Genomic DNA, 18742 nt, shown 5'->3' with positions numbered 1-18742 from the left:
GAGCATACGTCCGCCAGCGGTCAGCGCGCGCCCGGCCAGCCATCGGGTCGCGGACGGGGCAGGATCTCCTCGATGCGGGCCTGCGCCGCCAACATGGCTTCCACGCTCCCGCCCCGGACCGGGTGGACCAGCGCCGGCGCGACGTCGGCCAGGGGGACCAGCACGAAGGCGCGCTCGTGGAGCCGCGGATGGGGCACCTCGAGCGCGGGCAGCGAGACGCACCGATCCCCGAAGAAGAGGAGATCGAGATCGAGGGCGCGGGGGCCCCAGCGAACGGCCTCCGGCCCGCGGATCCGGCCGAGCGCGGCCTCGATCGCCTGCAGGCGCTCCAGCAGCGCGATCGGCGAGAGCCACGCATGGAGCGCCACGACGGCGTTCAGGTAGGGCGCCTGCCCGGGCGGGCCGAGCGGAGGCGTCTCATACACGCCCGAAGCCGCCACCAGACGCAGATCCGGCTCGCGCTCGAGGGCGGCGATCGCCGCCGAGAAGGTCGCTTCCCTATCGCCGAGATTCGCGCCCAGGGCCACGTAGACCCGTTCTCCGCCCGCTCGCATGCTCGCTCCTCCGGGGCGGCGCCGAGCCCGCCCACGGCGGGGTATCCCGATCCCGCGCCCCGAGAATAGGCCGCGTTCCCTATTCTCCGCGCCCTCCCCCCTGGCCGTTCCGGCCCAGAGCCGCGCGACCTTCGTCCGCGACGCGGCGCCCGAACGAGGATCCGATCCCGATGACCGCCCCGCGCTCCGAAAGCGACGAGCAGGCCGACGTGCCGGTGACGCTTCCGCCGTCCCTCCGGACCGCGGTGCCGGGACCCGCGTCGCGTGACCTCGCCGAGCGGCTGGCCCGGGTCGAGAGTCGCAACGTGACCGCCCTCGACCCGGTCCCGATCTTCTGGGAGCGCGCCCAGGGCGCCCAGCTCTGGGACGTCGACGGCAACCGCTTCATCGACCTCACCGCCGCCTTCGGGGTCGCCAACGTCGGGCACGCCCACCCGGAAGTCGCCCGGGCGATCGCGTCCCAGGCCACGACCCTCCTCCATGGAATGGGCGACGTACATCCGCCGCGGGTGAAGGTCGAGCTCCTCGAGAAGCTGACGAAGCTCTATCCGCGAGGGGGTTCGGCGGAAGCACCCGCCGTACGAACGGTGCTCTCGTCGTCGGGGTCGGACGCGGTCGAGACCGCGATCAAGACGGCGATGCTCGCGACCGGCCGCGCGGGCCTGCTCGCTTTCGAAGGCGCCTATCACGGCCTTTCGTTCGGCGCGCTCGACGCGACCTGGCGCGCCGACTTCCGCGAGCCCTTCGAGGCGCGCCTCCCCCGAGCGACCCGCTTCGTTCCCTACGACGATCTCGAGTCGGTCCGTCGCGTCGCGAACGAAGCGCGCGAGGAGATCGGCGCGGTGATCGTCGAACCGCTCCAGGGACGCGGCGGCGAGCGCGTTCCCACCGAGGGCTTCCTGCGCGGCCTGCGCGAGATCTGCGACGAAGCAGGCTGGTTGCTGATCGCCGACGAGATCTACACCGGGCTCGGCCGGACCGGCCGCGTCTTCGCCTGCGACCACGAGGGCGTCGTGCCCGACCTGCTCTGCGTCGGAAAGGGACTCGCGTCCGGCATGCCGCTCTCGGCCTGCCTCGGTCTCGTCGGGATCTTCGACGCCTGGCCACGCTCGGACGGCGAAGCACTCCATACACAGACCTTCCTCGGCCATCCCGCCAGCTGCGCCGCGGCCGTCGCCTCCCTCGACCTGTCCGCGCGACTCGACCTCCCCAACCGCGCCGCGAAGCTCGGGCAGGAGATCCTCGATCGGCTGCGCGTCGATCTGGCCCAGGTCGACGCCGTGGTCGAAGTCCGTGGGCGGGGCCTCATGATCGGCATCGAATGCGTGCGCCCCGAGATCTCCCTCGACGCCACGACCCGGCTCCTCGAGCGCGGCTTCGTCCTGCTGCCCTCCGGAGACGGAGGCCGCGTGCTCTCGCTCACGCCGCCCCTCGTGATCGACCGCGAAGCGATCCATCTCGCGTGCGACGCGATCGTCGACGTGCTCACGTCGGGAGCGACTTCGTGAGCGCGTTCGTGGGCGACTCCGCGAATCCCGATCGCGCGGCGCGCGGCGAGATCGAACGCGAGCTCCTCGAGTGGATGGCGGAATCGACGCCTCCGCTCGATCTCGCCCGTTTCGAGCGCCTCGCCCTCTCGCTCTTCCGATTCCAGTTCGAAGCCTGCCCGCCCTACGCACGTCTGTGTGACTCGCTCGACCGCACCCCCGACGCAGTGAAACGCGTCGAGGACATCCCCCCCGTCCCGACCGGCGCCTTCAAGGAGTTCCCGCTCCGCTGCTTCCCGGAGGCGGAGACCGTGAAGATCTTTCGGACGAGCGGGACGAGCGTCGATCGGAGGGGGGAGCTCCACCTCGACTCGCTCGCGCTCTACGAGGCCTCGCTCCTCGCGAGCCTGCGCCGCTCCTTCCTGCACGACCTCCAGGGCGCGGCCCCCGAAATGCGTTTCCTCGCACCGAGTCCTGCAGAGGCGCCGGACTCGTCGCTCACCCACATGTTCGAAACGCTTCGCCGCGCCGAAGGCGGGCCGGAGAGCGGCTACGACCTGCACGAGGGTCGTCTCGACCTCGCTTCCCTCCAGGCCGCCGCGGAACGCGCGCGGCGCGAAGACCGCCCCCTCGTGGTCGCGGGGACGAGCTTCGCTTTCGTGCACCTGCTCGACGAACCGCTGGCGGCGGACCGCGATCGCTGGCGGCTGCCCCCTGGCTCGCGGGTCATGGAGACCGGCGGCTTCAAGGGACGCAGCCGAACCGTGCCCCGTGACGTGCTGCGTCACCAGATCGCCGGGCTCTTCGGCCTCGACGAGCGCTCGGTCGTCAACCAGTACGGGATGACCGAGCTCGGTAGTCAGTTCTACGACTCGACCCTCGTCGATCCCGACGGACCCCGCCGCAAGGAAGCGCCACCCTGGACGCGCGTCCGTTTCGTCGATCCGGAGAGCGGGCGCGACGTCGCGACGGGCGAAGTCGGCATGATCGTGATCCACGACCTGGCGAATACCGGCAGCGTCGCCGCGATCCAGACGGCGGATCTCGGCCGTGCGATCCGAGACGAGGCTGGAGACCTGATCGGCTTCGACGTACTCGGCCGGGAGGAGGGCGCCGAGGCACGGGGCTGCTCGATCGCGACGGACGTGATGCTCGAAGCGGCGGGCGAGGTGTCTTCGCCGTGAGTCGACTCGAGATCGACTGGCCCGACGAGGGCGCAGAGCGGGTGCGCGCGGCCGAGGGACGACTGCGGGTCGCCGGGGCGGCCCTCGCCCAACGCCCCATCGAGGAGCGGCTCGCCGCCGTCGCGACCGTTCTGGAGGACTGGACGAAGCCCGATTCGCCCTGGCGACGAGCGCTCGCCGCGGGCCTCACCGAGGCGACGCCCTTCACCGGACCGACGATCGCCGAGGGACTCGAGAGCGCGTTGCGGGCCTGGCGGCCTGCCGATTTCGCCGCCTGTGCGGCCCGTGAGATCGACGGCGCTCGGATCGACGGGCGCCGAGCCCTCGTGCCCTTCGAGTGGACGACGGTGATCGCCGGAGGCGCCCTTCCGATGCCGACGCTCCTCTCGTCCCTGATCCCGCTGGTCCTGGGCTCCCCCGTGCTGCTCCGCGAGACCTCGAAGGACCCGGTCACCGCCCGGCTGCTGGCGCGGTCGCTGGCCGAGCGGGACGACGGACTCGCGGCCGCCTTCGAGCCGATCGCGTTTCCGTCGGACGATTCGATGGCCCTCGACGCAGCGCTCTCGGCGCCTTGTGTCGTCGCGACCGGCTCCGACGAGACGCTCGCCGCGATCTCCAGCCGGCTTTCGCCCACCCAGCGGTTCCTCGGCTACGGCCATCGGTTCTCGATCGGCGTCCTCGGACCGGAGCTCCCGGAATCCGCCTACCCCGACGTGGCGTCCGACCTCGCCCTCGATGTCGCGCGCTGGGATCAGTCGGGCTGTCTTTCGCCCGTCGTCGTCTACCTGGTCGGCTGGCCGACCGATGCGGCAGGGCGGTTCGCCGCCGATCTCGACGCCGCCCTCGCACGCGTGTCGGTAGCGCTCCCTCGCGGCGACCTCGAATTGGAGACCTCCGTCTCGATCGCACACGAGCGAAGCGAAGCACGCATGCGCGCGGCGGCGGGCGCCGGAATGTTATTCGAAGGCGAACAGCACACGATCGTGCTGGAAACCGACGCGCGACCGCGACCGGCGCCGCTCGGCCGTTTCCTGCGACTTTGCCCGGTCGAATCCAAGGATGTGCTGTTTCGGGCTCTGGAGCCCTTCTCCGGCCATCTCTCGAACGTCTGTGTCGCAGGTTTTCGTGAAGATCGTGAAGATGAAGTCACTTCAATCGGCAACCGCTCGGAAGAGACTCTCGGCCTCGCACCTACCGACGCGCGTTCGACAGGCGCCACCGTTCCGATCGAATGGTCGGCCCTGGGTGTATCCCGCTTAACAAAACCGGGTCGGCTCCAGACGCCTCCGATCGATTGGCCTCACGACGGCCTCCCGCTGCTCCTTCCCCTCGCCCGCTTCGCCGGAAGCGACTTCGGCCCGCCTATGGAAGATGTCGACTGACGGCCACTCAGATTTAGACTCTGAAGCTCTTCGAGTCCAACGTATTGTCCGCTTTCGTGCGCATTTACTGCCTACGATGGGCGGTGTCGGACCGGTCACGTGCGACACCCCTTCCCGGCAGCTTGGGCGAGCTGCGGGACAGGAGACTTCAGATGTTCGATACCAGCCGCGCACTCGCGGACATGGCGAACCAGATCAGGACCTGTCGATCCGCCGACGGCCTGACTCTCCAGCAGCTCGCGACACGAAGCGGTGTCGCTGCGAGCACGATCCACAAGGTCGAAGCGCGCCAGATGGTGCCGACGGTCTCGGTGCTGCTGAAGATCGCGAAGGGTCTCGGTTGCAGGCCCGAGGAATTGATCCGAGATCGGTTCGAAGACGAAACGGCCGAGAACGTGCAGGAGACGCTCCCGAACGGCCGATCCGAGAACGGCGCGATGGCCGGCGGTCCACCGACGCTCCCGCCACAGGATGTTAGGCCGACGTCTCCCGAGGCCCGCCCGGCGTTCGGCGTCTGGAAGCTCGACCTCTCGCGCGAGCGCGCCCTGCCGACCCTCGACCTCGCGCCGCAGCAGCGCGCGATCGTGCTCGTCGAGGACGGTGCCGTGGATCTCCGGACCGGGGACCGCAGCGTGCGAATGGACGCCGGCGATTGCATCGAGGTCGAAGGGGGCCGGATCGAGCCCGGCGCCGAGCTCGTCAGCACCGCGCGGGTGACGCTGATCGTGTCGCCTCCGGGCGATCTCGCGGCGCGCCTCGGGCGGGGCCTTTCCTAGGCGCGCTTTTTCGGAACGCGCGCCGAGCGCGCTGTCCTTCGTCGGCGGCGAAGGACCGCTGAGGGCTCCTGGGGAGCGTTTCGGCGGACGCGAGGTGCAGCGACCTCAGCCAGCGTCGCCGAGGTCTGCCGATTCCAGATTTTGCAAGGATTTCAGCCCTTTGGGTAGATATCGGACTTTTTTAGTCCCATATTTACAGTACCGATTTGGTCCTCTATAGTCGGCGCGCCCCGAGACGCGCATCGACCCGGACGCTCCACCCACCCCGGGCCGACCGTTTCAGGAGCGGAGGACCGCCCCCCTTGTTCAAGCTCAGCAAGACGACCGACTACGGAATCGTGCTGATGGCGCAGCTCGCGAGCGAACCGTCGCCCGTGCCCCAGAACGCGCGTGAGCTCGCGGCGACGTCTGCTCTGCCGGTGCCGATGGTGAGCAAGATCCTCAAGGCGCTCGCCAAGGAAGGACTGCTCTCGTCCCAGCGCGGCTCCAAGGGCGGCTACGCGCTGTCGCGCGACCCCGAAGACGTCCCGGTGGCCGAGATGATTCGCGTCCTCGAAGGCCCCCTGGCGCTGACCGAATGCGCGGCCGGACCTTCGATCTGCTCCCACGAGAGCGCCTGCGTGGTCCGCGAGCCCTGGCAGCAGATCAATCGCGTCGTCGAGCGCGCGCTCGAAGGCGTCTCTCTCGCCGATCTCGTTCGCGGACAGACCGCGGGCGTAGAGAGCGCGACCGCGACGCTCCAGATCGACCGATCTCCCCGAACCGATTCGACGCCACTCGAACGTTAGTTCCGAATTCCATCCCCGAACCCACCCCCAACACCCGGAACGGAAAGCCTCCACCATGGCCGGTGCCAACCCCGAACTCGAGAAGCTCGCGAAGCAGGACTACAAGTACGGCTTCGTCACCGACATCGAAGAGGACCGCGTCGCACCCGGCCTGACCGAGGACGTCGTCCGGTTGATCTCTTCGAAGAAGAACGAGCCCGAGTGGCTGCTCGAGTACCGCCTGAAGGCGTTCCGCCGCTTCCGCGAGATGCTCGAAGAGGAAGACGCCCATCCGGAGTGGGCGAAGGTCTCGTATCCGAAGATCGACTACGACGACATCGTCTACTACTCGGCTCCCAAGCAGCAGAAGAAGATCGAGAGCCTCGACGATCTCGACCCCGAGCTCCGCGAGACCTACGACAAGCTCGGCATCTCGCTGCTCGAGCAGAAGCGCCTGAACGGAATCGCCGTCGATGCCGTGTTCGACAGCGTCTCGGTCGCGACCACCTTCAAGGCCGAGCTCGAGAAGCACGGGATCATCTTCTGCTCCTTCTCCGAAGCGGTCGCGGACCACCCGGACCTCGTCAAGAAGTACCTCGGCAGCGTCGTTCCCTACTCGGACAACTTCTTCGCCTGCCTGAACGCGGCGGTCTTCAGTGACGGCTCCTTCGCCTACATCCCGAAGGGCGTGCGTTGTCCGATGGAGCTGTCGACCTATTTCCGGATCAACGCCGCGGGCACGGGACAGTTCGAACGGACGCTGCTCATCGCCGACGACGACGCCTACGTCTCCTACCTCGAGGGCTGCACCGCGCCCCAGCGCGACGAAAACCAGCTCCACGCCGCCGTCGTCGAGCTCGTCGCCCTCGATCGCGCCGAGATCAAGTACTCGACGGTCCAGAACTGGTACCCCGGCGACAAGGACGGGAAGGGCGGGATCTACAACTTCGTGACCAAGCGCGGCGCGTGCCGCGGCTACAAGTCGAAGATCTCCTGGACCCAGGTCGAGACCGGCTCCGCGATCACCTGGAAGTACCCGTCCTGCCTGCTGATCGGCGACGAGTCCGTCGGCGAGTTCTATTCGGTCGCCATGACCAACAACCGGCAGCAGGCCGACACCGGCACGAAGATGATCCACATCGGGAAGAACACCTCGAGCACGATCATCTCGAAGGGCATCTCCGCCGGGCACGGCGACCAGAGCTACCGCGGTCTCGTGCGCATGGGCCCGAAGGCGTACGGCGCGCGGAACTACAGCCAGTGCGACTCGCTGCTCATGGGCGACAAGTGCGGCGCGCACACGTTCCCTTATCTCGAAGCGAGCAACCCCACGGCGACGGTCGAGCACGAAGCCACGACCTCGAAGATCAGCGACGACCAGCTCTTCTTCTGCCGCCAGCGCGGCATCAGCGAAGAGGACGCGATCTCGATGATCGTGAACGGCTTCTGCAAGGAAGTCCTGCGGGAGCTCCCGATGGAATTCGCCGTCGAAGCCCAGAACCTGCTCTCCGTCAGCCTGGAGGGCGCGGTCGGCTAGTCCGGCCGAGAACAACCCGGAACGCCCCCCGGAAGCCTCGAAGACGGGGTCGGCCCGGCCGCCCCTCCCCCCGCATCCCAGGAAACCCGAACGATGTCCGAAGCACCCCTCGTCTCGATCAAGAACCTCCACGCCAACGCCGGCGACACGCCGATCCTGCAAGGGATCGACCTCGAGCTCCGCGCGGGCGAAGTCCACGCGATCATGGGCCCGAACGGTTCCGGCAAGAGCACGCTCTCGAACGTGCTCGTCGGCAAGCCCGGGTACGAGGTCACCCAGGGCGAGGTCTCGTTCCAGGGCGAGGACCTGATCGACATGGACCCGGAGATCCGGGCGCGCGCCGGCGTTTTCCTGGCCTTCCAGTACCCCGTCGAGATCCCCGGCGTCGCCAACAACTACTTCCTGCGCACGGCGGTCAACGCCGTTCGCGAACACCGCGGGCAGGACGAACTCGACGCGATCGACTTCCTGACGCTCCTCAAGGAGAAGATGAAGCTCGTCGAGATGCCCGACGACATGATGTCCCGGGCGATCAACGAGGGTTTCTCCGGCGGCGAGAAGAAGCGCAACGAGATCCTGCAGATGCTCCTGCTCGAGCCCTCGTTCTGCATCCTCGACGAGACGGACTCGGGCCTCGACATCGACGCGCTCCGGATCGTTGCCAACGGCGTCAACCAGATGCGCTCGCCCGACCGCGCGATGCTCCTGATCACCCACTACCAGCGGCTGCTCGACTACATCGTCCCGGACTACGTCCACGTCCTCTCGGGCGGGCGGATCGTCAAGTCCGGCGACAAGAGCCTCGCCCTCGAGCTCGAAGAGAAGGGCTACGGCTGGATCGAGCGCGTAGCGGAAGAGGGTGCTGCGTGATGAGTGCCTTCGTCGACTCCATCAACCGAGCCCGCGCGGGGCTCGCCGAGCGAGCTGCGGACGTCCCCTCCCCGGAGCTGGCTTCCCGTCTCTCGAGCCTGCGGAGCGACGGTCTGGCCGCTTTCGACGAGCGCGGTCTCCCGACCCGCCGCGACGAGCGCTGGAAGGGGACCCACACGACGCGCCTCGCCGATCTCGGCTTCGATCGTGTCGGCCCCGCCGACGCGTTCGACGACACCACACGAGACGCGATCCTCGAAGACCCGCGCGTGGTCGCGTTCGACGCGGACCTGCTCTTCGTCGACGGCCGGATCGTTCGCGGGAGTGCGTCCCGTGCGGATCTCCCGGCCGGCGTGCAGATCCTCTCCCTCGAAGAGGCGGCGACCGAGATCCCCGAGGTCGTCGCCGCGAAGCTCGGTGCCCTGGTCGATCCGAAGACGGACGCGATCGCCGCATTGAACGCGGGACTCTTCGAGGACGCTGCGGTCGTGACCCTCGCGCCGAACACGCGACCCGGTCGCGTTCTTCGCATCCTCTCGCTCGCCACGGGAGCGTCCGACGAGCCGACCGCGAACTTCGCGCGCCTGCTCGTCGTCGCCGGTACGGGCAGCGAGGGCATGATCGTCTTCGAGAGCGCGAGTCTCGGCGACGCGCCCGGCTTCACGAGCGTCGTGTCCGAGTTCCACGTCGCCGACGACGCGAAGATCGTCGCCGCCGAGCTCCAGTCGGCGTCGGCGTCGCGCGTGCAGATCTCGCAGACCCGCGCGGCCCTCGAGCGCGATGCACGATTCGCCTCGCACGTGCTCTGCCTCTCCGAGGGGTTCGTGCGGAGCGAGGTCGAGGCCTCGATGAACGCACCGGGCGGCCTGGCGGGCTTGTACGGGCTCTTCCTCGGGCGAGACCAGGCGCATCACGACCACTTCACGACCGTGGAGCACGCGGCCGCCCATTGCGAGAGCGACGAAGAGTACCGGGGCGTGCTGACCGATCGCGCGGCGGGCGTCTTCCGCGGGCGCGTGCTCGTCCGACCGGACGCCCAGAAGACCGATGCGCGGCAGTCGAACCCGAACCTTCTTCTCTCGGAGGGCGCTTCGATCGATACGAAGCCGCAGCTCGAGATCTACGCGGACGACGTCAAGGCGAGCCACGGCTCGACGATCGGCCGGCTCGACGAGGAGGCGCTCTTCTTCCTCCGAGCTCGCGGGATCGACGAAGCGACGGCGCGCCTGCTCCTGACCCGGGGCTTCGCGCAGACCTTCGTCGACGGCATCGCCGACGAATCGGCCCGATCGCTCGTCACGGAGCGGCTCGAAGAGGCACTGGCCGGACTCGAGAGCGGGGCGGGGGAGTCGACGGCATGAGCTTCGACGTCCAGAAGATCCGACGCGACTTCCCGATCCTGGGAACCGAGATGCGAGGGAAGCCGCTCGCCTATCTCGACACCGGTGCGAGCGCCCAGAAGCCGAAGGCGGTCATCGACGCGATGTCCGACTTCTATTCGTCGCGCTACGCGAACATCCATCGCGGCGTCTACCAGCTCTCCGCCGACGCGACCCGCGACTACGAAGCGGTCCGCGGCAAGGTCGCGCGCTTCATCGGCGCGAGCGACGAGCGGGAGGTCGTCTTCGTCCGGAACGCGACCGAGGCGATCAACCTGGTCGCCCGGAGCTGGGGCGAAGAGAACATCGCCGAGGGCGACGAGATCGTTCTCACCTGGATGGAGCACCACGCGAACATCGTTCCCTGGCAGATGCTGGCGGAACGCAAGGGCGCCAGGATTCGCGTCGCCGAGATCGACGACGACGGGGTGCTCGACGTGAATCACCTGCTCAGCCTGCTCGGCCCACGCACGAAGCTGCTCGCTTTCACCCACGTCTCGAACGCCCTCGGCACGATCAACCCGGTCGCCGAGCTCGTCCGGATCGCGAAGGAGCGCGGGATCACGACCCTGGTCGACGGGGCGCAGGCGGTGCCCCACCAGCCGGTCGACGTCGACGGCCTGGGTGCGGATTTCTACGCCTTCTCGGGCCACAAGGTATTCGGGCCCAGCGGTGCCGGCGTGCTGCACGGACGACACGCGCTGCTCGAGGCGATGCCGCCGTTCCTGGGTGGCGGTGACATGATCGAGATCGTGTCCTTCGACGGCACGACCTTCGCGCCGGTCCCGCAGAAATTCGAAGCGGGCACACCGGACATCGCTTCCGTGATCGGCTTCGGCGCCGCGATCGACTACCTCGAAGGAATCGGCATGGACGCGATCGCGGCCTACGAACACGAGCTGCTCGAGTACGCGACCCAGGGGCTCGAGACCGTGCCCGGCCTGCGGATCGTCGGACGCGCCAAGGAGAAGGCCGCCGTGCTGTCCTTCGTCCTCGAAGACGCGCACCCGCACGACATCGGAACCTGCCTCGATGGCGAGGGCGTCGCGATCCGCGCGGGTCATCACTGTGCGCAGCCACTGATGAAGCGAATGGGCGTGCCGGCGACGGCGCGCGCCAGCCTGGCGTTCTACAACGACCGCGAGGACATCGATCGGCTGGTCGATGCCCTCGAGAAGACCGCGGAACTGTTTTCGTAGCTGAAGGCGCTTCGCCCGGCCTCTGCAGCCGCCGAAGCGGGAAGACCGATGGACGATCTCCGAGAGCTCTACCAGGCGACGATCCTGGGACACAACAAGAAGCCGCGGAACTTCCGCGTGATCGAGGACGCGAGCCACGAAGCGGACGGGCACAACCCGCTCTGCGGCGACCAGCTGACGCTCTACGCGCAGGTCGCGAGCGACGGCACCCTCGAGGACGTGTCCTTCCAGGGTTCCGGTTGTGCGATCTCCAGGGCGTCGGCCTCGCTCATGACCGATCACGTGAAGGGCAAGTCCCTCGAAGCGATCGACGCCGACTTCGATCGCTTCCACGACCTCGTGACGTCGAGTCCGAGCGAAGAGGCGAACACCGACGGACTCGGCAAGCTCGCCGTCTTCGCCGGCGTGCGCGAGTACCCGATGCGGGTCAAATGCGCGACGTTGGCCTGGCACGCGCTCAAGGCTGCGCTCGACGGCGAGGCCTCGGCGAAGACCGAGTAGGGCAGGGCTTCACGATGTTTTCCAGACTGAAGGCACGCCTGCTGGGCGGCGCACAGGAAGAAGAACAAGAGACGATGACCGAAGACGTGAACGCGAACGAAGAAGCCGCGAAGGTCGACGAGACGACGGCAGCGGGCGATGCGAACCTCTCGCCGGCGATGCAGGTGCGCGATCGGATCATCGCCGTCCTCAAGACCGTCTACGACCCGGAGATCCCCGTCGACATCTACGAGCTCGGCCTCGTCTACGGCGTCGAGGTGACCGACGACGGTGAGGCACACGTGACGATGACGCTCACGACGCCGATGTGCCCCGTCGCCGAGACGCTGCCCGTCGAAGTCGAGGACAAGGTGCGGAACGTGATCGGCGTGAAGGACGTCTCGCTCGACCTCGTCTGGGATCCGCCGTGGAGCGTCGACATGATGTCCGACGCGGCGCGCCTCGAACTCAACATGATGTAGTCGGCTTCGTGCCGTCGATTCACGAGGCGCAACCGCTTCACGAGACGCAGCCTTTTCACGAGGCGCAGCCGCTTCGAGGCACGGTCCTCTCCGTCGCGAGCTTCCTCGCCTTCGGCGCCCTCCTCGTCCTCTACGGCGCGAACGCCAGCGAGCTGATCGAGACCCTCGGACTCGACTACGAGGAGTTCGGCCGCGTGGGCGCCATGCTCTCGCTCGGTCTCGGCGTCGGGATCATCGTCGCCGGCCCCCTCGTCGACCGCCTGCCGCGCCGTCCGCTCTTCCTCGCCGCCTGCGGCCTCGTCCTCGTCGCGACCACGACCCTCGGTCCCGACAGCAGCTACGGCGCCCTCCTCGCGCACACGGTCGCGATCGGCTTCGGCGCCGGGTTCTACGAGACGGTGCTGAACGCGTTGATCGTCGAAGACCTCGGTCCGCGCGCGCCGCGCCGACTCATCTTCGTCCACGCGGCCGCAACCGCAGCCGCCTCGGCCACCCCGCTGCTCTTCGAGTTCCTTCGCGGGCTGTCGCCGCTCTCCTGGTACGACACGTTCCGCATGGCGGGCATGCTGCACGCGTTCCTGATCCTGGGCGCGCTCTTCGTCCCGATGGGCGCGCCGCGGGCCCTCGCGAACGAGGCGGAGACCACGAACCACCCCGCTTCGACCCGGCGCGACGACCGGCGGACACTCTACGCAGTCTGTCTGGCCTGCTTCGCCTACGTCGGCGTCGAAGCCGCCGCCACGCTCTTCGTCGCCGACCATGCGACTTCGGTCCTGGGGCTCGGCGAGGAGCGAGCCGCCCGGACCATCAGCGCCTTCTGGGGTGGCCTCCTCGTTGGTCGCCTCGCGATCGGCCTCTCTCCGCGACCGATCGGGGGCGGCGCGATCGCCGCGCTCGCCGCCGTCGCCGCGGGGGTCTTCGTCCTCTTCGGGCAGGGATGGATCAGCTCGCCGGAGCTGGCCATGGCCGTCATCGGCTTCTTCCTGGGTGGCGTATTCCCCGTGATGATCGGCCTCGCCGGAATCGCTCTTCCCTCCTCGCCGGGCCTCGCGGTCGGCCTCGCCGGCGGCCTCGGATCGCTCGGCGGGTTCATCGTCCCCTGGGTCACCGGCGTGATCGCGCAGTCCACGAGCCTCTCGTTCGGCCTGATGACGCAAGGCGGCTGGCTCGCGCTGCTCGTCGTCGGCGCCGTCGTTGCCCAACGGCGCCTCCAGGCGACCTAGCGCCGGGGCGCCGCACCGGGAGAGCGACCCGTCGCCACGGCAGGCACCGCGAAAAGCGGGTAGGGTCCCGCTCGTGGAGATCCTCGACGAGCCCCTCCGATCGATCGTCGTCACCGGCGCCAACGGCCAGCTCGGTCGCGTCCTGCTCACGCGCCTGGCGGACCAGGGACACGAGGGCGTGCGGGCCCTCGTTCGTTCCGAGCGCGCGAAGGCCACGATCGAGGGCTGGAGCCTCGTGCCCGCGCCCGAGATCCGGATCGTCGACTACACCAGCCCGAAGGACATGGAACAGTCCCTCACGGGCGCGGACGCCGTCGTCCATCTGGTCGGCATCATCAAGGAGATGCCTGGGACCCGCTACGTCGAGGCCCATGAGCAGACCTGTCATGCTCTCGCGCTGGCCGCGAACCGCTCGGGCGTCAGCCGGATCGTCTACCTCTCGATCCTCGGCAGCGCCCCCGACTCGACCAACGACTGCCTCGCCTCCAAGGGACGCGCCGGGGCCCTGCTCCTCGACGATCGCGTGGCGACGACGGTGCTCCGGGTACCGATGGTCCTCGGCGGCGACGACCCCGCTTCGGCCTCGCTCCGCCGCCAGGCACAGGCGAAGAGCCTGCGCCTCGTCGACGGCGGCCGGACGCTCCAGCAGCCGATCGACGCGCGGGACGTCGTGACGGCGATCCTCGCCGCGTGCGTCGTCGCGCCCGGGCGCGATCTGGCCCTCGACGCCGGCGGTCCCGAGTGCCTTTCCCACCGGATGCTCGTCCTGCGAGCCGCACGGCTCTACGACAACGAGCCGAAGATCTCCTCTCTGCCTGGCTGGCTCGCGCGCGTTGGCGTCGGGCTGCTCGACCGGTTCCTGAAGAACCCGCCAGTGAGCCGCGCGATGTTCGACATCCTCCAGCACGACGATCGCGTCGACCCCGACGCGTTCTGCGAGGCACTCGGCATCGAGTTGACCCCGCTCGACCGGACCCTGGCCGACCACGTCGGACCGCCGCGCGACGGCGCGAGAACGGAAGCCGAGGAAGCATGAGCGAAACGGAAGCGACGAACGGGGCCGCAGGCGGCACGAACGGCGGGCCGCGCAAGCCCGCACTCTGGCAGCAGCTGCTGCCCTGGGTGATCACCCTCGTCTGCTTCGGATACCTCTACACGCGCCTCTCCGGCGCGGCGGCCCGCGACGGGCTCGGTCTCGTCGAGTACCTCGGAGGGATCTTCGGGCGCGTCGACTGGATCACCTGGCTCGCGCTGATGGTTCCCTACTCGGCGTTCTTTTTCGTGATCGACTCGGCGGTGGTCTGGCGCGTCGTCTCCTGGTTCAACACGCCGATCTCGTACACCGGAATCCTCCCCATTCGCGGGAGCTCCTACATCCTGTCGATCCTGAACGAACAGGTCGGCAAGGGCGCGATGGGGCTCTATCTCTTCCGTCGCTACGGGGTCCCGGGATGGGAAGTCGGCTCGAGCATGATCTTCATCATGTTCTGCGAGTTCTTCTACCTGCTCTTCTGGGCCACGATCGGCTGGACCCTCCGGCGCGAGGATCTGCCCGAAGTCTTCGGCCTGATTCCCGTGATCGCGACGGGCGCCGTGGTCTTCCTCGCGGGCTGGATCTTCTTCTTCCGTCGCGGCGACGCGCCGCAAACCGACGCCACGGACGGCGACGGCCCGGTCGCCTTTCGGGATCGTCCGCTCTTCAAGAGCTTTCGCGAGGCCGGGCCGCTCCATTACCTGACGATCGTCGTGCTGCGATCGCCGGCGCTGCTGGCCGCGGTCGTGATCTACACCTGGGCCCTCGGCCTCTTCGGCGTGGAAGCGACGATGGGCCAGATGCTCGGCTACCTGCCGGTGATCTTCTTCGGAGCGGCGACGCCGGGTCCGATGCGGACAGTCGCGATCACGCTCTGGGTCGTTCTCTTCCCGGGCAACGAAGGCGAAATGGCTGCCTTCGGATTCGTCCAGCACAACTTCTTCATCTTCTTCAACGCGGCGATCGGCCTGCTCTTCCTGCGCCGAGCGAATCGCGAGCTCTTCGACGAGGCGCCGGCCGCCCCCGCGTAGCTGCGCGCCACGCCGCGACCGGACCTCAGCTCGGGTCGGCGTCCTCGCGACGGCTCCCGAGCAGCGTCCAGGCTCGATCCGCCATCGAGATCGTGGTCGAGGCGACGAGTGCCCAGCCCACGACGAGGATCAGCGGGTCCGCCGGCCAATCGAGCCCGAGCCCGTTCCGCGTCGCGACGATTCCGAGCGGGACGAAGTAGAGGATCCCGTTCCAGCGACCGACGGAGCTCGCCCGGAGCGCGCGGCCCGAGAGACTCTTCGAGTCCAGCATGTACTGCAGGAACGCGGCCGCCACGAGGATCGGCAGCGCGACGGGAACCTGCCCCGCCTGCGCGAGCGCGACGAGACCCAGGCTCACGAAGCTGGCGTCCGTCGCGTGATCGAGGAGGCCACCGAGGTTGGAGGTCTCGCCGCGGGCGCGCGCCAGTCGCCCGTCGGCCATGTCGGTCACGACGGCCACCCAGAAGAGGACCAGCGCCAGGCCGCTCGCGCCCCCCACGAGCGCGCAGAAGAAGACGGGCGCCGAGACGAGACGCGAGAGGGTGAGCGCGTTCGACCAGGTGAGCAGTCGACCCGCCACGACGCTCATCACACGCTCCCGACGTCGTGCGACCTGCTCGGGACGCTCCCGCTCGCGGTCACGACTGCCACTTCGGGATCCGGTCGTAGATCCGGTTCCAGCCGAGCCGCTCGAAGAGCTCCTCGACGCGTTCCCGATCCGCTCCGCGGTAGGCCAGATCCGAGAGTCCCGGCTTCACGCCGGGGACCTTCCGGAGCACCGTCGCGAGATCCTTGGTCTTGAGCGCCCGATCGCGGTGCTCCGCGATCTTCTCGGCCATGCGCTTCGCGCCGCGGACGGACACGCCGCCCCAGGCGTCGAAATCATCGGGCACGTTCTCGATCGACTCGAAGGCCTGCAGGACCGCCGCCGCGGACTTCGCCCCGATCCCGGGCACCCCCGGCAGATTGTCGATCTTGTCCCCGACGAGGCCCAGATAGTCCGGGATCTGCGCCGGCGAGACGCCGAACTTCTCGCGGACCGCGTCCGCGTCGAACGTCTTCTCCTTCGCGAGGTCGTGGACCACGACGCGCCCGTCCTCGCGCACGAGCTGACAGAGGTCCTTGTCGGTCGTCAGCACCCGGGCGTTCGCCTTCCGACGGACGACCTCGTCGGCGATCGCACCGAGTAGATCGTCCGCCTCGTAGTCGTCGACCTCGTAGGTCGCGAAACCGAGCGCCACCGAGATCTCGTGACAGAGATCGAACTGGGGCTCGAGATCGTCCGGGGGCTCGCCGCGCTGCGCCTTGTACTCGGGCTCGACCTCGTTCCGGAAGCTCGTCATCGCCGCGTCGAAGCAGACGCCGACGTGGGACGGATCCTCTTCCGCTGCGTACCGGATCAACGTGTTCGCGAAGCCGTAGGCGGCGTTGCAGGGCGTACCGTCCGCCGCCTCCATCGACGGCAGGGAGTAGTAGGCGCGGAAGATGTACACGTGGCCATCGAAGAGATGGACGAGCGGGCCGCCGCCCGACGACGAACGCCTCCCGATCGTCGTCTTCTTCTGTGCCGCGCGTTTCGCCGCCAACCCTTCTCCCCGTCCCGCCGGAACGCGCCCGTCAGAAGCGATCGTCGAGCACTGCTTCGACGATCGTCTCCGCCGCGTGCTCGATCGGAATGTCCCGCTTCTGTCCGTCGCGCCGACGTACGAATTCGAAGACGCCCTCGGCGAGACCCTTCGGACCGATCGTCACGCGATAGGGGAAGCCGACCAGGTCCGCGTCCTTGAACTTCACGCCGGGGCGTTCGTCGCGGTCGTCGATGATCACGTCGAGGCCCGATTCGGCGAGCTTCTCGTAGAGCCGTTCGCCGGCCTCGTGGCAATCGACGTCCTTGGGCTTCACGACGGTCACGCAGACCTCGTAGGGCGCGACGTTCACGGGCCAGCAGATCCCGTTCTCGTCGTGGTTGGCCTCGACGACGGCGGCGAGGTTGCGCTCGAGGCCGATGCCGTAGGAGCCCATGATGAGCGTGACGGACTCGCCCTTCTCGTCCTGGACGGTCGCGCCCATCGCTTCGCTGTATCTGGTGCCGAGCTTGAAGATGTGACCGACCTCGAGGGTCTTGTAGACCTCGAGAGGCTGCTGACACATCGGACAGGCTTCGCCGCTCTGGACCTCGCGCAGGTCGAGCCAGCCCTTCACCGGAACGTCGCGGTCGACGTCGACGCCGCGCAGGTGGAAGCCGTCCTCGTTCGCACCGGTCACCATGTCCCTGCGGTCTTGCAGGGCCACGTCTGCGATCACGAAGAGATCGTCGCGTCCAACGGCTCCGAGGCTTCCGGGCAGCGCGCCGAGGAGCTTCTTGATCTCGCCGGGCTCGGCCGCACGCATCGACTCGGCCTCGACCTGATCGATCAGCTTCTGCTCGGAGAGTTGATGGTCGCCACGAAGCAGGATCAGCACGTCCTTGTCGTCGATCTTGTAGACGAGGGTCTTGATCTGGCGATCGCCGGGGGCACCGCCCTCCATCTTCGCGAGATCGTCGATCGTCTTGACGCCGGGGGTCGCGAACTTCTCGGGCTTCGAGAGGCCTTCGCCGTCCTCGATGGCAGGAAGCACGCTCTCTGCCTTTTCGACGTTCGCCGCGTATCCGCAGGCCCCACACCCCGCGACCCAGTCCTCACCGGCGTCCGTCCGCAGCATGAACTCGATCGAAGTGTTGCCGCCCATCGACCCGGACGACGCTTCGACGGCGACGATCTCGAAGCCGAAGCGCTTGAACATCCGCCGGTACGCCTCGAAGTGCCGATCGAAGGACTGGTCGAGACCCGCCTCGTCGAGATCGAACGAGTACGAGTCCTTCATCGTGAACTCGCGCACGCGGAGCAGCCCGGACTTGGGCCGCGCCTCGTCCCGAAACTTCGACTGGAACTGGTACCAGATCTGCGGCAGCGACTTGTAGGAACGGAGCTCCGCCGCGTGGAACGCGAAGATCTCCTCGTGGGTCATGCCGAGGGCGACGTCCGCTTCCTTGCGGTCCTTCAGGCGGAACATCTCCTCGCCCATCGTCGACCAGCGCCCCGACTTCTCCCAGATCTCGCGCGGATGCATGCAGGGGAGCTGGAACTCCTGCCCGCCGATCTTCTCCATCTCGTCCCGCACGATCTGTTCGAGCTTGCGCAGCGAGCGGAAGCCGAGCGGCGTCATCGAGTAATGCCCCGCCATCAGCTGACGCATGAAGCCGGCCCGCACGAGCAGCTTGTGCGAGACCGCCTCCGCGTCCGCGGGATCGTCACGCAGGGTGGGAATGAAAGCGCTCGACCAGCGCACGGCTCTCTCCTCTCCGACTCGCGACCCG

The 18742-nt window shown here is 68.3% G+C and carries 18 protein-coding genes; 14 read left to right on the top strand and 4 right to left on the bottom strand.

The window, feature by feature from the left end; translation table 11 throughout:
• Positions 1-20 precede the first annotated feature (20 nt).
• Entirely contained in the window at positions 21-554 is a 534-nt protein-coding gene (gene folK / locus NXI30_10720; protein MCR9094677.1) for a 2-amino-4-hydroxy-6-hydroxymethyldihydropteridine diphosphokinase, read from the bottom strand.
• 170 nt (positions 555-724) lie between these two features.
• Between folK and NXI30_10715 the strand changes: the two genes are divergently transcribed.
• The 14 genes from NXI30_10715 (at position 725) to NXI30_10650 (ending at position 15384) form a co-directional block, all read left to right on the top strand.
• Positions 725-2062: an aspartate aminotransferase family protein gene (locus NXI30_10715; protein ID MCR9094676.1), complete on the top strand. Its 1338-nt coding sequence runs from the start codon at positions 725-727 to the stop codon at positions 2060-2062.
• Positions 2059-3225 carry a long-chain fatty acid--CoA ligase gene (locus NXI30_10710; protein ID MCR9094675.1) on the top strand — a complete coding sequence of 389 codons (1167 nt, stop codon included), beginning with the start codon at positions 2059-2061 and terminating at the stop codon, positions 3223-3225. The genes NXI30_10715 and NXI30_10710 overlap by 4 nt, the downstream gene beginning before the upstream one ends.
• Positions 3222-4607: a hypothetical protein gene (locus tag NXI30_10705; GenBank protein MCR9094674.1), complete on the top strand. Its 1386-nt coding sequence runs from the start codon at positions 3222-3224 to the stop codon at positions 4605-4607. Before NXI30_10710 ends, NXI30_10705 begins: the two co-directional genes overlap by 4 nt.
• 152 nt (positions 4608-4759) lie before the next feature.
• Positions 4760-5383: a helix-turn-helix domain-containing protein gene (locus tag NXI30_10700; GenBank protein MCR9094673.1), complete on the top strand. Its 624-nt coding sequence runs from the start codon at positions 4760-4762 to the stop codon at positions 5381-5383.
• A 302-nt stretch (positions 5384-5685) separates the two neighbouring features.
• Positions 5686-6171: an SUF system Fe-S cluster assembly regulator gene (locus NXI30_10695; protein MCR9094672.1), complete on the top strand. Its 486-nt coding sequence runs from the start codon at positions 5686-5688 to the stop codon at positions 6169-6171.
• Between the two features lie 55 nt (positions 6172-6226).
• The gene (gene sufB / locus NXI30_10690; GenBank protein MCR9094671.1) at positions 6227-7687 is read left to right on the top strand and encodes a Fe-S cluster assembly protein SufB; all 1461 of its coding nucleotides are present in this window, start codon (positions 6227-6229) and stop codon (positions 7685-7687) included.
• Between the two features lie 93 nt (positions 7688-7780).
• Complete coding sequence (gene sufC / locus NXI30_10685; GenBank protein MCR9094670.1) at positions 7781-8557, top strand: Fe-S cluster assembly ATPase SufC; 777 nt, start codon at positions 7781-7783, stop codon at positions 8555-8557.
• The gene (sufD, locus tag NXI30_10680) at positions 8557-9918 is read left to right on the top strand and encodes a Fe-S cluster assembly protein SufD (protein ID MCR9094669.1); all 1362 of its coding nucleotides are present in this window, start codon (positions 8557-8559) and stop codon (positions 9916-9918) included. The genes sufC and sufD overlap by 1 nt, the downstream gene beginning before the upstream one ends.
• Entirely contained in the window at positions 9915-11135 is a 1221-nt protein-coding gene (locus NXI30_10675; protein MCR9094668.1) for a cysteine desulfurase, read from the top strand. The genes sufD and NXI30_10675 overlap by 4 nt, the downstream gene beginning before the upstream one ends.
• Before the next feature lie 48 nt (positions 11136-11183).
• Positions 11184-11636 (top strand): SUF system NifU family Fe-S cluster assembly protein, encoded by a 453-nt coding sequence (locus NXI30_10670; GenBank protein ID MCR9094667.1) that lies wholly within the window; start codon positions 11184-11186, stop codon positions 11634-11636.
• A gap of 158 nt (positions 11637-11794) precedes the next feature.
• Entirely contained in the window at positions 11795-12097 is a 303-nt protein-coding gene (locus NXI30_10665) for an SUF system Fe-S cluster assembly protein (protein MCR9094666.1), read from the top strand.
• 8 nt (positions 12098-12105) lie between these two features.
• Positions 12106-13320, top strand: a complete 1215-nt coding sequence (locus tag NXI30_10660) for an MFS transporter (protein ID MCR9094665.1) — start codon at positions 12106-12108, stop codon at positions 13318-13320.
• A gap of 73 nt (positions 13321-13393) precedes the next feature.
• The gene (locus tag NXI30_10655; GenBank protein ID MCR9094664.1) at positions 13394-14356 is read left to right on the top strand and encodes an NAD(P)H-binding protein; all 963 of its coding nucleotides are present in this window, start codon (positions 13394-13396) and stop codon (positions 14354-14356) included.
• Positions 14353-15384: a hypothetical protein gene (locus NXI30_10650; protein ID MCR9094663.1), complete on the top strand. Its 1032-nt coding sequence runs from the start codon at positions 14353-14355 to the stop codon at positions 15382-15384. Before NXI30_10655 ends, NXI30_10650 begins: the two co-directional genes overlap by 4 nt.
• A gap of 25 nt (positions 15385-15409) precedes the next feature.
• On the opposite strand, the gene NXI30_10645 is transcribed toward NXI30_10650, so the two are convergent.
• Genes NXI30_10645 through NXI30_10635 form a run of 3 tightly spaced genes read right to left on the bottom strand, consistent with a single transcriptional unit; the run spans position 15410 to position 18714 of the window.
• On the bottom strand, positions 15410-15973 hold the full coding sequence (locus NXI30_10645) for a CDP-alcohol phosphatidyltransferase family protein (protein MCR9094662.1): 564 nt from the start codon (positions 15971-15973) through the stop codon (positions 15410-15412).
• Between the two features lie 49 nt (positions 15974-16022).
• Positions 16023-16970 carry a hypothetical protein gene (locus tag NXI30_10640; GenBank protein ID MCR9094661.1) on the bottom strand — a complete coding sequence of 316 codons (948 nt, stop codon included), beginning with the start codon at positions 16968-16970 and terminating at the stop codon, positions 16023-16025.
• A 31-nt stretch (positions 16971-17001) separates the two neighbouring features.
• Positions 17002-18714, bottom strand: coding sequence for a proline--tRNA ligase (locus NXI30_10635; GenBank protein ID MCR9094660.1), 1713 nt, complete (start codon positions 18712-18714; stop codon positions 17002-17004).
• Between the last annotated feature and the right edge of the window lie 28 nt (positions 18715-18742).

The organism is bacterium, from assembly GCA_024742285.1.
Classification (GTDB): Bacteria; Myxococcota_A; UBA9160; order UBA9160; family UBA4427; genus UBA4427.
The sequence above is the reverse complement of the archived record's forward strand: the minus strand, read 5'-3'. Positions and strand labels throughout refer to the sequence as shown.

What these genes read in the sequence shown, in the direction of transcription:
- folK (MCR9094677.1), bottom strand. Translation starts at nt 554, where the DNA reads ATGCGAGCGGGCGGAGAACGGGTCTACGTGGCCCTGGGCGCGAATCTC.
- NXI30_10715 (MCR9094676.1), top strand. Translation starts at nt 725, where the DNA reads ATGACCGCCCCGCGCTCCGAAAGCGACGAGCAGGCCGACGTGCCGGTG.
- NXI30_10700 (MCR9094673.1), top strand. Translation starts at nt 4,760, where the DNA reads ATGTTCGATACCAGCCGCGCACTCGCGGACATGGCGAACCAGATCAGG.
- sufB (MCR9094671.1), top strand. Translation starts at nt 6,227, where the DNA reads ATGGCCGGTGCCAACCCCGAACTCGAGAAGCTCGCGAAGCAGGACTAC.
- sufC (MCR9094670.1), top strand. Translation starts at nt 7,781, where the DNA reads ATGTCCGAAGCACCCCTCGTCTCGATCAAGAACCTCCACGCCAACGCC.
- sufD (MCR9094669.1), top strand. Translation starts at nt 8,557, where the DNA reads ATGAGTGCCTTCGTCGACTCCATCAACCGAGCCCGCGCGGGGCTCGCC.
- NXI30_10675 (MCR9094668.1), top strand. Translation starts at nt 9,915, where the DNA reads ATGAGCTTCGACGTCCAGAAGATCCGACGCGACTTCCCGATCCTGGGA.
- NXI30_10670 (MCR9094667.1), top strand. Translation starts at nt 11,184, where the DNA reads ATGGACGATCTCCGAGAGCTCTACCAGGCGACGATCCTGGGACACAAC.
- NXI30_10665 (MCR9094666.1), top strand. Translation starts at nt 11,795, where the DNA reads ATGCAGGTGCGCGATCGGATCATCGCCGTCCTCAAGACCGTCTACGAC.
- NXI30_10650 (MCR9094663.1), top strand. Translation starts at nt 14,353, where the DNA reads ATGAGCGAAACGGAAGCGACGAACGGGGCCGCAGGCGGCACGAACGGC.
- NXI30_10645 (MCR9094662.1), bottom strand. Translation starts at nt 15,973, where the DNA reads ATGAGCGTCGTGGCGGGTCGACTGCTCACCTGGTCGAACGCGCTCACC.